The sequence below is a fragment of the Halostagnicola bangensis genome (genome assembly GCF_054653435.1).
In genome coordinates, this window is the sequence record NZ_BAAIGG010000003.1 from 224,223 (window position 1) to 238,218 (window position 13,996).

At 52.6% G+C, this 13,996-nt stretch carries 13 protein-coding genes; 9 read left to right on the forward strand and 4 right to left on the reverse strand.

The annotated features are described in order from the left end of the window. Position 1: 1 nt before the first annotated feature. The 3 genes from ACYQ14_RS19065 to ACYQ14_RS19075 all read left to right on the forward strand — a co-directional run bounded on the left by ACYQ14_RS19065 (position 2) and on the right by ACYQ14_RS19075 (position 2,336). On the forward strand, positions 2-610 hold the full coding sequence (locus ACYQ14_RS19065; RefSeq protein WP_283838578.1) for a DsrE/DsrF/DrsH-like family protein: 609 nt from the start codon (positions 2-4) through the stop codon (positions 608-610). Continuing rightward, complete coding sequence (locus ACYQ14_RS19070) at positions 610-864, forward strand: HalOD1 output domain-containing protein (RefSeq protein WP_459890474.1); 255 nt, start codon at positions 610-612, stop codon at positions 862-864. The genes ACYQ14_RS19065 and ACYQ14_RS19070 overlap by 1 nt, the downstream gene beginning before the upstream one ends. Before the next feature lie 119 nt (positions 865-983). After that, the gene (locus ACYQ14_RS19075; protein ID WP_459890476.1) at positions 984-2,336 is read left to right on the forward strand and encodes an FAD-dependent oxidoreductase; all 1,353 of its coding nucleotides are present in this window, start codon (positions 984-986) and stop codon (positions 2,334-2,336) included. An 814-nt stretch (positions 2,337-3,150) separates the two neighbouring features. Here the strand turns inward: ACYQ14_RS19075 and ACYQ14_RS19080 are convergent. After that, positions 3,151-4,188 (reverse strand): PAS domain-containing sensor histidine kinase, encoded by a 1,038-nt coding sequence (locus tag ACYQ14_RS19080; RefSeq protein ID WP_459890478.1) that lies wholly within the window; start codon positions 4,186-4,188, stop codon positions 3,151-3,153. Positions 4,189-4,754: 566 nt separating this feature from the next. Beyond that, positions 4,755-5,012, reverse strand: a complete 258-nt coding sequence (locus tag ACYQ14_RS19085) for a hypothetical protein (RefSeq protein WP_459890481.1) — start codon at positions 5,010-5,012, stop codon at positions 4,755-4,757. Between the two features lie 97 nt (positions 5,013-5,109). On the opposite strand from ACYQ14_RS19085, the gene ACYQ14_RS19090 reads away from it, so the two are divergent. From ACYQ14_RS19090 to ACYQ14_RS19105, 4 genes are all read left to right on the forward strand, one after another. Next, on the forward strand, positions 5,110-6,000 hold the full coding sequence (locus tag ACYQ14_RS19090; protein ID WP_283838573.1) for a ParA family protein: 891 nt from the start codon (positions 5,110-5,112) through the stop codon (positions 5,998-6,000). Continuing rightward, positions 5,997-6,389 (forward strand): DUF7970 domain-containing protein, encoded by a 393-nt coding sequence (locus ACYQ14_RS19095; RefSeq protein ID WP_459890482.1) that lies wholly within the window; start codon positions 5,997-5,999, stop codon positions 6,387-6,389. The genes ACYQ14_RS19090 and ACYQ14_RS19095 overlap by 4 nt, the downstream gene beginning before the upstream one ends. A 392-nt stretch (positions 6,390-6,781) precedes the next feature. After that, positions 6,782-6,931 carry a hypothetical protein gene (locus ACYQ14_RS19100; RefSeq protein WP_459890484.1) on the forward strand — a complete coding sequence of 50 codons (150 nt, stop codon included), beginning with the start codon at positions 6,782-6,784 and terminating at the stop codon, positions 6,929-6,931. A gap of 1,284 nt (positions 6,932-8,215) precedes the next feature. Continuing rightward, positions 8,216-9,490 (forward strand): orc1/cdc6 family replication initiation protein, encoded by a 1,275-nt coding sequence (locus tag ACYQ14_RS19105; protein WP_459890485.1) that lies wholly within the window; start codon positions 8,216-8,218, stop codon positions 9,488-9,490. 754 nt (positions 9,491-10,244) lie between these two features. Here ACYQ14_RS19105 and ACYQ14_RS19110 read toward each other — a convergent pair. Continuing rightward, a complete protein-coding gene (locus ACYQ14_RS19110) occupies positions 10,245-10,562 on the reverse strand; it encodes an RPA12/RPB9/RPC11 RNA polymerase family protein (RefSeq protein ID WP_459890487.1) in 318 nt (105 codons plus the stop codon). A 635-nt stretch (positions 10,563-11,197) separates the two neighbouring features. On the opposite strand from ACYQ14_RS19110, the gene ACYQ14_RS19115 reads away from it, so the two are divergent. Further along, positions 11,198-12,025, forward strand: coding sequence for an IS5 family transposase (locus tag ACYQ14_RS19115; RefSeq protein ID WP_459890489.1), 828 nt, complete (start codon positions 11,198-11,200; stop codon positions 12,023-12,025). Between the two features lie 743 nt (positions 12,026-12,768). Here the strand turns inward: ACYQ14_RS19115 and ACYQ14_RS19120 are convergent. Beyond that, positions 12,769-13,179, reverse strand: coding sequence for a winged helix-turn-helix domain-containing protein (locus ACYQ14_RS19120; RefSeq protein WP_459890491.1), 411 nt, complete (start codon positions 13,177-13,179; stop codon positions 12,769-12,771). A gap of 121 nt (positions 13,180-13,300) precedes the next feature. On the opposite strand from ACYQ14_RS19120, the gene ACYQ14_RS19125 reads away from it, so the two are divergent. Further along, a complete protein-coding gene (locus tag ACYQ14_RS19125) occupies positions 13,301-13,879 on the forward strand; it encodes a DUF8170 family protein (protein ID WP_459890493.1) in 579 nt (192 codons plus the stop codon). Positions 13,880-13,996: the final 117 nt, after the last annotated feature.

The window sequence follows — 13,996 nt, forward strand, 5'->3', positions numbered from 1 at the left end:
CATGAGCACGGACAACCAATCGACGACGGATGCCGACGCTGATCCCAACTCCGATCCCGAAGCGGAATTCGACGCCGCCGAGATGCAAGAATTGCGTGAGCGCGTCGAGGACCTTGAGGAGTCGATGGTCGACGCAGACACCAGCGACAATCAGAAGAAGATGACCATCGTCGCCACACAGGGTAGCTTCGATATGGCGTACCCGCCGCTGATCCTCGGGAGTACAGCCGCCGCCTTCGGCTGGGACGTCGTCATCTTCCACACGTTCTGGGGACTCGACATTCTCCACGAGGAGAAGTCAAAGAATCTCAAGCTTTCCGCTGTCGGCAACCCGAACATGCCGGTCCCGAACGCCGTCGCCGCAATCCCCGGCATGGACCGGATGGCTACGCGCATGATGGAGAAGAAAATCGACGAGAACGGGACTGCCACTATCGAAGAGTTGATCGAACTCTCGCTCGATCAAGGCGTCGACCTGCAGGCCTGCCAGATGACGATCGAGTTGATGGACTACGACGAAGACGACTTCTACGACGGCGTCACCACGGGTGTCGGCGCGGCGACTGCACTCCAGCATATGGCCGAGTCCGACATCCAGTTGCTCGTCTGATGACGAGAACCGAACAGCGCGATGGACCGGCGGAGCGACCGAGCCTGCGCGTCGTTGAACGGGTTGCCGAAGCGGATGGCGTTGATCCGGTCGATCTGGAACCGCCGCCTCACGGCATCGTCGACACGGGTGCGCTCGATCGGCTGTTCAAGTCGACCCGCCAGGACGGCCCAACCCACCGCGGCAGCGTCTCGTTTCGCTACCGGGAGCGCGACGTGACGGTCCACGCAGACGGTCGCGTCGTTCTTAAGTAACGGTCCAGCGAGTTTTCTGACCCCGCCGATCACGGGTGTAGCGGGATGGCCGTCGTTTGTCACCACAATATTGTGAACTCTGCGTAATACTTTATGCGGTCGCAAGCCTAGCATCTCCCATGACAGCACCGTTCGTCATCGTTGGCGGAGACGCGGCCGGAATGAGCGCCGCGAGCAAGGCAAAGCGCGAGGACCCGGACCGAGACGTGATCGTCTTCGAGAAGGGGGAGTGGGTCTCGTATGCGGCCTGCGGGATGCCCTACTACGTGAAGGGCACCGTCGAGGACCTTGAGGATCTCGTCGCCGTGACGCCCGAGGAGTTCCGCGAGGAGCGCGACATCGACCTCCGAACGGGCCACGAGGTCGTCGCAATCGATCCCCAGGTGAAGACCGTCACCGTCGAGGCGAACGGCGAACGATTCGATCAGCCCTACAGCGATCTTCTGATCGCGACCGGCGCTCGTGCGATCGAACCGCCGTTCGACGGGATCGACCTCGAGGGCGTGTTCACCCTCCGTAGCATGGACGAGGCGGACGCGATCGAGGATTACGTGACCGCGGTCGATCCGGAGACGGCAGCGATCGTCGGCGGCGGCTACGTTGGCGTCGAGATGGCCGAGGCGCTCGTCGAACGCGGCGTCGACGTTTCCATCTTCGAGATGCTCCCGCACGTCCTCCAACCGTTCGGCGAGGAGACGGCCCGCGTCGTCGAGGACCACCTCCGCGAGCAGGGCGTCGACCTCCGCCTCGAGACGGCCGTCGAAGGGTTCGCCGGCGGCGACGCGGTCGAGTCGGTCGAACTCGCGGACGAGGGGGTGGTTCCGGCGGATCTCGTCATCGTCGGTGTCGGCGTCACGCCGAACGTCGAACTCGCGGAAGAAGCCGGGGTCGAGCTCGGTCCAACGGGTGCGATCGCGACCGACGAGTACAGCCGCACCAACGTCGAGGACGTCTACGCCGCTGGCGACTGCACCGAAGCGACGAACGCCGTGACCGGCGAACCCGATCACGCCCCGCTGGCGTTAACCGCGAACCGGGCCGGCCGAGCGATCGGTTCGACGGTCTCCGACGACCCGACACCGACCGGTGAAACGGCCGGCACCGCGATCGTCAAGGCGTTCGACCTCGGTGTGGCACGCACCGGGGTGATCGATCTGGAGCGCGCCCGTGAGGCTGGATTCGACCCGGTTCACGTGACGATCGAAGCGCCGACGCGGCCCCACTACTATCCCGGTGCGACCGACCTCACCGTGACGCTGGTCGCCGATCGGGAAAGCGAGCGCGTGCTGGGTGCGAGCCTCGTCGGCCACGAGGGTACAAAGCGAATCGACACGGTTGTGACCGCCGTGACCACCGGACTAACCGTCTCCGAACTCCAGAATCTTGATCTTGCGTACGCGCCCCCGTTCAGTCCTGTCTGGGACCCGATTCTCACCGCCGCAAAGGTACTCGTAGGGAAACTTGATCCGTAAGCCGATTCAGCACATAGGTCAGGCTGATTCATCGACTTGGTCCGACCTGGAGACCACACCTAGCGATCGATCAAGTTGGGTGTATTACCGGTGTCATCACTATAATCAGTGGACGAACTGGCCAACATTCGTAGGTTGATGGTCTGTCCGTCCCGAAGTCTTTCAGGTGTGCTGGGTGATTTGCAAGGCGATCTGCGGACTCACACTGATGAGACACTTTGTACTATATGGTTCTCGCTCAATTTGCACGTGTAGTGACCGGTGTTTTACTCCAATAGCGTTCTAAATGGAGATGTCAATAGGTTCAACCGCTGTTCCCACATAATTTGTATGCATTCTAGTGGTTTGTAGATATTCACATCCCGAAATTGAGATTGTCAGATCACCTTGTTCAGTATAGCGAGATAGAGTATACAGTGTCGGTCGTGGCTGACTAGTGATCAAGAGAGAATTGCAAGTTCAGATCAGTCCGCTCGGACGAGACTACAGCTATGAGGGCCTATGGATGAGGTCGACACTCGCACAATTGCAGAACTTACCTCAGGAACTACCATGGCACCATCGTCGGGGAAAACTACCAATGCACTATCGTCCAGAAAATTTAATTCAGGTACAATAGCTACCTTAGTCATACGAGGTAGCTTACCTACCTACAATAGGCACCTATTCTCAGAATCAGGCGAATGTCTATTACGGACAAGGAAAGATAAGAGGGTATCATAGACGTATTCTCACAGTGTTAATTCCACAGATTCTCACGGAGAGTAATCGGTAAGTAAGGCTGTAGGACGAGTTGTTCACCGTTGAGGGAGAACTATTCGGGTTGAGTAAGTTCAACGTAAAATTCTGTCCCTGTTGGGTCATTTTCCGTGACCGTAATATCCCCATCATACTGCTCAAGTAGGGTTTTTACAAGATAGAGTCCAATACCGGTTCCTGAACTGTTTATCCCTTTCTGTCCTTCATTGAAAAGTGAATCTCTCACTTCGGTGGAGATTCCTGGGCCGTTATCCGCGATGTGAACGGTCACGTTCTCGTCCCGTTGCTCGACACGGATCTCAACGACAGGCTCATCCTTATCGTTGTGCTGTACAGCATTATTCAAGAGATTACAGAATACAGAAGAAAGCATCTCGTTGGCTCTCACTTCGACATCCGGAATTTCGCCAACGACCGTGAACTGCGCTTGTGGGAAAAATTCGCGTCGCAGTTCAACCTCTTGTTTGAGGATGGCACGGAGTGAAACCGGTTTGATTTCCATCTCCGCACGATTTGCGATGGTCTTGGCGTAGTCCCGGGCAATATCGGTGAGTTCCACGACGTGATCTGCAGCCGACATCATCTTCTCTAATATGGCTTCACCGTCGTCATCGACGTACGCTTCAAGTAATTCGCCCCACCCAAGGAGAATACTTAAATCGTTACGGATGTCGTGGCGGAGAACGCGGTTGAGTGCTTCAAACTCTTGCTCACGGTGCTTTTGACTTGTAATATCCGTACAGATACCGGCAATTCTCTGCAGAGTGCCATCACTATCTCGTATCGGAATCTGTCTTGTATGAACCCACCGTACTGTCCCATCTGGATGAACAGCTCGAGTCTCGTATGATTCCTCAGAGATTTGCTGAGGAGCTGCTTCCATATGTGACACAACTGTTTTAACGTCTTCCGAGTGGATTTGATCGAGTAGGTTGGACGGGTCATTCCGTATGGTTTCGGCGGAGATACCCCAAATATCCTCAGCACCAGCACTGACGTGTTCAAACTCTCCCAAATCAGAAACGATCCAGATTGCTATGCCATCAAGATAGTCAACGAGCGACTGAAAATCCGGCTCCGCTGACTTGCTCATGAATTGAATGGGATAACTCATAATACCATTAAAAAGCCTTTGACGAGGAGGTTGTGAATGTAAACAAACTAGATAGCTACAGTACTAGACGATTCGTGAATGCCCTGTACTACTCGAATGAGGTAAACATCGATGTCACTGCTACACTCGAGGCAGTAGGTGGATCTGATCATATAGATAGTACAGAGGATCGCGATCGTCATCCACAATCGAGATCCTAAATCTAAACAGTACCAGAGTAAGGATAGGTCCCGAAGTTACAATAGCTACCTTAGCCAAGACAGCTATCGAATACATGCGAGCTAAGCCACAATAGGTAGGATAGCTACCTATTTCTACTGAGTTACCTGTTTGACCTATTTCTCTATCTGACCCATATAGATCCGCAACTGAAGAAGGTTTGGAAGAAGAGGTGGGCGTGTGACCGAAGTATTCGGACGAACGGCCGGGACACGTGGAGAAAAGCGATCCAGAGACCAAGGTATTGAACTCGAATAGAAATTTCGGATGAGCATGTGTTGAAAGTTTTCGTATATCGACCCCATTTGCCACAATAGGTACATCAGTTACAATAGGTACACAGTCCCAATCCCCATAACAGAGACGATAGATAGAATATCCTCAATAGACACAACATTTCCTACACCTTCAGGAGGTTCAATAGACCCAGTAGGTCCAACAGAACCAACAGGCTCAATAGTACCAACAGATCCAATAGCACCAATAGCCCCAATAGTTCCGATAGGTGAGCTACCTTCAATACAAAAGCTTCCTAAGCCACCTATTGTATCTTTAGTAGCTATTCCCGGTAGTTTTAAGCCCATCAACTGTCATGACTCTCTCGTCCAGCAATAAAATCTCCCAACCCCACAATAGGTACAATAGTGACCTATTATGGATGAGGAGTGCGCGGATGTAAACATGGAAATAGAGAGAGACACGCCACAGGCAGTGAGTGTAGTAATATTGAAGGGAGGAGTTGGAAAGTCAACAACGTCCATGAATCTTGCACGACAACTTGCAGAGCATGGCCGGACACTATTTGCTGATCTTGACCCGAACGGACACGCAACCAATGGATTGGGATTTAGAGAGGCATATCAAAGCGACACCAATCTTGGAAACGTAATCCTCGAAGGTAATGCAACTCCATCCGACATTATTCAATCAACAGATCATCAGTTCGATTTACTTCCATCATCAAATACCCTCGAAGACGTCGAAAAGGATCTCGCAGGAGCAATGCAGGGGTCGGCTCGAGTCAAGTCGAAAATAGTCGATCCACTTCTCGGAGACGAATACGACTACGTGGTATTTGACTGTCCAGCATACCCGGGCATGCTTAACAACAATGCGCTCGTCGCCTCGGGAAACGTCATGATACCGATCGAACCTGGGTCGAGCGCAATCGGCGGGTACAAAAGAACGATGGAGCGACTCATCGAACCCGCACGCGAGTACATCGATGTTGACGTACTCGCCGTAATTCCAAACAAACTCTCGGACCGAATCGACCAACAAACGGAGGATCGTGAGCTCCTCGAGAATTTGAATACGGCGAGTTACGAAGTCAATGAGGGGCAACCGCTCCAAGAGGCAGTCCCATCCTTTGCTCGGATTACAGCTGATGAGTTCGAGCAAATCGATGCCGGTGAAATGCAAACTCCAAAGCCCGGGATTCGACACCGATCTGCATTATCCCGTTCACTACAGGAAGATCAACCACTGCAAGATTACGATCCGGACAGCGACCAGATACCGTACTATCAGGAACTCGCCAAAATAGTCGCAAACGGAGGGCAGGTGAAATGAGTAATCCGTTTGACGATCTCGAGAGCAACGAAACTGAAGATACCGAAAACAAGAGTGAGCCCAACTCAAGTTCCAACACTGCCACAACGACGCAAACTGAACCAGCACAAACCGAGTCTGTACAAGAGACAACCACAAAATCAAAGCCCCCAGAAGAGTCGGGCCCGGGCTTCGAGTACAGCGAAGTTCGCCAGAAGCCACTGTATGCCCGCGACAAAACCTGGGATGAACTCGAGGACAAACTCGGTATCAGGGTGACGCCAGAACTTCGCCGGATGGAAATCCGAGACGAGGAGACTCGAGAAGTCCATGACGCATTGCTAAAGGTAGCGCTCGATCACATTGATGAAGTCCCGGAGCAAATCTTAGCGACTCGCGAAGAATCGTAATACACTACGGTACGTTTTATATAACCACATATATGAGAGAATAAACTCCATAAGTATCACATTTGAGGTGTTTTAGAGAACGTCCTCGAGGTCACCAGAGACACACCTCTATCGATGTGTTTCATTCAGGGATATTCTTCGCCATCATTGTCAATTACACCCAAATACACTGATGCTCAATAACCAATTCTATCAGGACGTATCAAAGTGTAAATTACCGACATATATTCAACCCATTCTTCGGTTACCATCAGTGACTGAGAAAGGGGAGAGAGCTTAACAACTAATAATTTCACAAATATCCTTGAGGGTACCGGGGACACACCTCTATCGATGTGTTTTCGGTCAGCGATTGGAGGCTGAATTGGGCGCGATACCACGGTGTTCACACCATGGATACGCGGGTCGCTCGAAAATCGATGTTTTTCGCGACTGAGCAAAGCGAAGCGGGGGCACAGCTCCCGCGAGGTCAACAGGACTTCGTCACGCCAGACTTCGCGATGTCCGCGAAACCAAAGGTTCTGCTTGATTACGAGCGATGAAGCTTCTCGGACGACAGTATCTGAAAAAGTAGGCGGTGAACGCCACATCCTCGAGGGGTGTGTCAACGTCCCGACTGCTCATACTGCCGGCTGTAACTCCGTGAATATTCTCGCACCACCAGGGCGACGAGAATTGTAAACGACGTACAGCCGGCAGTATCAAAGCACGCAAAACGATACCCTCGAGTCTGTCGACGCCTGCCGGAGTCCCTGTGACAAAAACAACACCGGGAATCCCTATACGGTCGAAGAGAGGGGGAACGACGGTTTGGCACTGCTAGCGATCCACCAGTCCGATGTTGTGGGACTGTCCCCAGAACGTAGGTGATTCATTGGAGCGGAAGAGGATATCAAGATGAACCAAGAACATACCGTCAAACTGTGTGAGATATTGACGAAGCCAGAGACACACCCCTCTATCGATGTGTTCGCGGCCTCGAGAAAGGGGTGGGGTGTTTGCCGACGGGAGCGAGTAAAATACCATTGTAGATGCTCAGAGACAGTAATTGACGCCAAGACATCCTAAGAGGTTGTATCAGGCAGTCTTATTTTCTCTTTCTTCTTCTAGCTTTCTAGAACAACACTCACACACACCTCTATCGAAGTGTTCGATATGTTCGTGATATATCTCCATACAACTCTACAATCCTAACTGAATGGATATAAAATACACTCCAATATCGGTGGATTATAGGTTCTCCAACCGATACAGGGGAAATCGTTCCGAGTGGCGTTGAAAAAACAGTCCCTCCCACTCGATTTAGCCCCCATGGAATTCTAGAGAGAAACACATCGATAGAGGGGTGTCTCTCCCCTACTACTCTCTCGTCTCGATCCGTCTTGGCAGACACATCGTTAACAGCGTGTGTATGGTATATATCCCAGTTTTAAAACTCCTGTATCTGGTGAAACGACGCACTCAAACACCGAATCACACATCGATAGAGGTTGGCAACACTTTTGACCCTTGACGAACTGTACCATAGCATGGTCACTGACGACTCTGAGAGCTCTCGAGAGAAAGAGGAGCTTTCAGAATACACGGAGACGACGCAATCTGATTTTCTCTCAGATACTACAACGGAGGAACAGGAGGATGATGTCCCTTCTGAGAACTCCACTAACTTGTCTGACCAGAAAGGAACCGATTCCACCCCATCATCTTCCACCCCATCATCTTCCACCCCATCATCTTCCACCCCATCATCTACGAGCGGTTCATCCACGAACGATTCATCATCTACGAGCGGTGAGACGGACGCCGATCCGAAATCGATCGAAGATATGTTACTCGAGTTCGATGAACAAGCGGGACTCATCCGTGACCGGTCTCTCCTCGATCCGAACCACGTCGTCTCCGAAGATCGAATCGTTGGTCGAGATCACCAACTTCAGGAAGTTACCAAGATGCTCCGTGTCGCTCTTGGTGATAATCGTCCCCCAAACCTCTTTCTCTACGGCCCGTCGGGGACCGGAAAATCCCTCATCACGAAGGCTGTCTGTGAGAATATTGGCCAGATCTGTACAAAGCGAGATCTTCGATTTGGGACAATCGAGGTTAATTGCCAAGACCTAGATACGCTTGGGGTCGCTATTTACGAACTCGCATGTGAGGCAGCGGAGGAAGCTGATACCGAGGTAACAGTCCCGAAACATGGTGTTGCGACGAAAGAAAAGTGGGATGAGCTGTATCGTATCGTCAACGAAAACTTCGATTCCGCCGTATTCGTTCTCGACGAACTCGACATGCTTGTCGGTCGGAGGGATAAACAAGAGCCAGCCTTCTCCCGGCTCCTCTACCAACTCTCTCGAGCCGGAGCAAACAATGACCTCACCGCTCACATTTCCGTTGTTGCCATTTCCAACGACACGAAAATGATGGAGTCTGTCGGAAGTCGCGCCCTGAGTTCGTTTACTCCGGAAGACGTCCACTTTGATGATTACGATGCGAATCAGCTCCAGTCGATCCTCCACCACCGACAGGATGCGTTCTTCGAGGACGTCGTCGATGACGACGTTATTCCACTAGTCGCAGCATTCGCGGCACAGACACATGGCGATGCACGGAAAGCGATCGATTTGATACGAGTAGCCGGCGAGCTAGCGGAACGGGAGAGTGACGATCGCGTTCGCGAGGACCACGTTCGCGAAGCACAGGACAAAGTCGAGAAGAACCGAGTTCTCGAGGTCGTCCGGGGTATTAGTACGCAAAAGAAGCTTTGCCTGTACGCAACTGCGGCCGTTGCGGCCGAGGCGGATGATGAAACAGCTCGAAGCACCACCGGATACCGCGTGTATCAGTTCCTTACGGAATCGATTGGTGCTGATCAGTACCATCAGGAGACCTATGTCAATAAGATGAAGGAGATGACGACGTACTCGCTCGTCGATTTCGAGCGCCGAAGTCACGGGCCAAGCTCTGGAATGTTCCTCGAGTTTCAGTTCGCGGAACGTCCTGAAACGATCCTCGAGACGCTCCAGGAAGACTCGAGGATCGATATGGTTTCCCACGAAGAGGTAGAAAGCGTGGTCAAGGCTCAGACCCGGAACAATTCGTAAGGTCTGAATTCGAGAAGCTAATTTCACTTGGTGATATTAGGGGCGAATATCGATCACACTCCTCTATCGATGTGTTTCTTCGAAACCGTTCCCAACCAAGTACATAGAAATTCGACACGGAGGAGGGCGCTTTCTAGGATAACGAACTCCAATCTGCATTAGGCTGATGAGTTCGGACGACTAAGCGGCTCACAGTTTGTGGCTAATCTCGAGGCGGCTAGCGCGGATCACCTGTTACAGTCCACTGAAGCGGACGTTGAGGTGTTGACGGCTGTGGACATCGCTCCGGGAATGCTTCCAAGAATCGCGTCCATTTTTAGAACGGTTGTGTGGACGCTATTTTGATTTCGGAGGCTCTGTTGAAACCCTCTGCAGCTGATACGCACTGACTGCTGAATACAGAGGATGGATGCAACACGACAGTTCCGGCTGCTTCACCCAAAAAGTGGTGAACCATCTGCTCACTACACGTGTGAATTGAGTGTTTTGGGTTACCCAGGAGTCCGAACACTGCCCCGTCTTCGGTTCCGTTTCTGGAGAGAGAGTGTTCCAACGATTACCGCACCGATAATCGGGGGAATGAACATCCCAACAAAGGCTCTTGTAACAGAGGTTGTTGATAGCCTCAAGAACGTTGTGGGAGTTGGTTTGGAGTCGATGTGTGGCTCCACTTGAGACCGAGTAACCCCGGGAGTTGAGAGTCTGCTGTGGCGGTCTGTGCATATGTAAGCGGCGGGGTTCACGAGATGCGCCGTCAGGACTCGCGCCACTTGTGGGCGCACTCGACGCAGGTGAACAGCCGAACCTCGTAGGAGCCGCCCGGCTTTGGCATCAACTCGTAGTAGGCCCGGTCGCTGTCGCAGTCGTCCGCCGGACAGGGCTCCTGCATCGTCTCGGTGGAGCCCTGGGTCGCGTCGGCCACGGCGGGTGCCCCGTCGTCCCGCTGTCCATCCTGGGTCGCCATCGCGGCTTCTGCTTGCGAGTCCCGCGTCTCCTCGTTCTCACAGGAGCGACACACCCACGTGTCGCCCTCCGTGTGCATCATCGAACCACACTCGTCACAGAATTGCATATAAAGTAGGATACACGGGTGTCGGATATATGTGTTAACTTCCGATCCGTTGTGGATTTCAGGCAACTGCTCATGCTGACTGTACACTGAGTTATCGAAGAGGCAACAGGCAACGTTTGATCTTGTCTGATATCTATTAACTGGCCACGGGGTGTAGTAGATATGGCTCAGAATCTCAAGACGAAAGTGGACGTCGGTGTCGGAGTCATCGGAATTATAGCGGGAATACTCGTCATCATACAATTACCAGCCGCTCATCAGTATCACGAAACGACACTCTCAGCCGCTGTCATCGGGATTTTACTGGCTCTATTCGGAATGAAAACACTAGCGGAGTTACAGCGGTAGAGCGGTAGTGTACTTCGTGTTTATTCTGCACTGACCGCTTTTCACTGGCGCAAATCAAGCCGAATCTTGTGCAACATTCGCGCTCTGTAGTCAGCACAACTACTGAAACTCATCATCAGTCAAGGATTTCAACAGAGCCATTTCGGACTGTTTCGAGTATCTGTCCAAGCTACTTAGGCAGAAGATTAGGTACCAAACATCAGTTGAGTTGGCTCTGGTGAATCGCTGGACAGCGTCGGATTCGACCGTCAGAACTAGTGGAATGAAGCGGGAAACCGCCGATGCCTATGTCGAAGATTTCCCGCTTCACGAAGAAAGCGGTTCAGTTAGCTAAAAATGCTGTCGGTGGCCGAGGCGAAGTCGCCGCCCCCGAAGGGGGTGGCGGCTTCGCCGACTACGCTGTCGTATCGCTCCACTGTCTTCGAGTTTACTTGGAGAAGTCCTATCGAGAGACGTTAGATCTGCTGAGCGAGATGCTACATATTCTCGGGGAGATCGGCCTCGACGCGGCCGATCTCCCGCATCACTCGACGCTAGTGAAGTGGTTTGACAGGATCAAGACAGCACTCTGGCGAGTGCTGCTGCGCCTGTCGGCGCAGCTGCATGACCCGAGCGGTCACGCCGCGATCGACGCGACGTTTTTCGACCGCGAAAACGCCAGCAAACACTACTGCCGCCGGACGAATTACCGTGTTCAGACGCTCAAAACAACTGCTCTCGTCGATACAGAAACGCAAGCCATTCTGGACGTTCACTGTACGACCGAGAAACGTCACGACACACAGCTCGGCTGGCAGGTCGCCCGCCGCAATGCGGGCGACCTCGCCAGCCTCGCTGCGGACAAAGGCTATGATTGGATGGAGTTACGCGAGAAACTCCGTGAAGACGGCGTGAGACCGCTGATCAAGCATCGTGAGTTCCGGCCCATCGATCACGCGCATAACGCGCGGATCGATGGGCCTCGCTACCGCCAACGAGTGATGTGTGAGACGGTCTTCTCGACGATCAAGCGCACGCTCGGCGATGCCGTGCGTGCGCGATCTTGGTACGGTGAATTTCGTGAACTCGTCCTGATGTGTGCGGTTCACAACATCAAGCAGGCGGTGAAACCGTGAAATCACGCTACGTCTGGCGATTCACCACGGCCCTCAAGAACCAATTGTAGATGTCGAAAAGCTAATCGCGGCCATAGACGACACACAGCAACTGTTCTATAACTTCTTCTCAAAATTTTCTGTCCACTCCCATCATCACGTGAATTCAGGGAGTGTTTTGTCAGAGAGCATAGCGCACAGTCTCGGCAGAGCCAGAGACTTGGGGTAAAAGCCAGTAGAATGAATATGGCTCTGAACTGTTTCTGGCTGTCGTAATCCCTATATATAAGTGACTACCCGACAACAATCAAGATGGAAAGCACGCTCCGACCAGCCGCAGGGGGCATGCGCTGAAATGCCCCGGGTGATAGGACACCCGAGGCGCGGTTTCTAACCGGGTAAGGGTTGAAACCATGTTTGCGTTGATTCTACCGAGATATAAACGTCTCGCACGACAGCCGTATCGGTATCAACTAGCTGGGGCTCCCAGAAAGCTGCGCTCGAGGGATCGATGAGCGAGCAACCATCGGAGCCAGACGACCGCGAAGCGTCGTCACTGCCAGCCTGTCCGCGGTGTGGCACGCCCGTTACCAGGCTCACGAGCCGTGGGCCGACGGAGCATATCTGCTCTCCGTGTGGCTGTGAGGTCGGGTCGCCTGATCTTTGAATAGCCCGCTCGAGGGCCTCGAGTACGCGCCTCGAGCGCATTCTTTCGACATCAGTTGAGGACGAATAACGTGGAAGTATTAAGAAGAAAAGAGTTCTCAGCGCTCTGGTCGTGGCGCAGTCTCATACCGTGTAATGTCGTCGGTTTTCTCCACCCGATCGTAGATCTCTCGAAGTGTGTCTTGTGCTCGGAGTAATTTGTGGTTCTCGAGGAACTGCTGACCGCTGTCACTGATTCCATAGAAGGTATACGGCAGATCGTTCTGCCGATGATCCTCGGAGAGACGTACTTCGTCAACAATGCCAGCGTCGACGAGCTGCTGGAGGTGCTGGCGAATCGTCGTCTGACTCTTGCTCGGGTTGACATAGTTGAGTTCCTTCAGAGTTGGTAACCCTGAAGGATGCCCAAGAATATCTTGGAGGAGCGCAAATCGCGTCTCCTGGGTAACAATGTTGAGTTGCTCTCGCACGGACTCGAGTTCGCTTGGTGAGTGATCGGATGCGCTCATTATCTTGTTGTTCGAGTGGTGCGTGCAAAAGCGTTTCGTTCAAATGCGAATTAGTATAGAGCGATACGGTACACGATGCAGTCGCCACATTGAAGCAGGGGACAAGAGTATTCCTCACCAGATGAGTAAGGATCCAGTCACTGTCGAGGAACTCGCCGACAAAGCGGAGAAGTATCTCCATGATGCCTCGCTTACGCCGGCAGAGTACGAAACTCTTAAGCAGAGCGTGGCCGAACTCACGCCGATTTTCTCGTCTGAGAGTTCGTACTTCGTCCTCGGAAGTTACGGGCGACCCGAAATCCGTCGTCTGCAATTGATGAAAGATCGACTCAATAGGCAGCCCGACGCGTACGCGTTCCTAATGGTCGACATCCGAAGCGAGTGGACGAATACTTACCTCAAGTTCCGACTGCTCGCTGATTATACGGATTTCATCATAGGCGTCGCAGAACATTCTCAGGGTGGTTTCCTCGTCGAACAAGGTTATTTCACTGCTCTTGAGGAGTATTTCGAGAAGACACATGTATTTAAACGTGAATACGACAGGATAGATATAGATTCGATTGATACGGAAATTGACATCGAAAGTCCATATAGTGGGATGCAGACAGCAATCTTCGAAATGCTTGACGATGTTGGACGTCTCTACCAGTGGACGACTGAGGACGACCTAGTCGACTGTGTTGAAGCCTTTTCATAAGTAATCCAGAAAATAGTAAGTGAATCACGATAGTACACGGTGATTCGTGGATTCCTGTGGCTTAGGAGTAAGGAAGAAAGGCTGGATATCGACAGTCAGCAGTCCTGTCCAATTCGA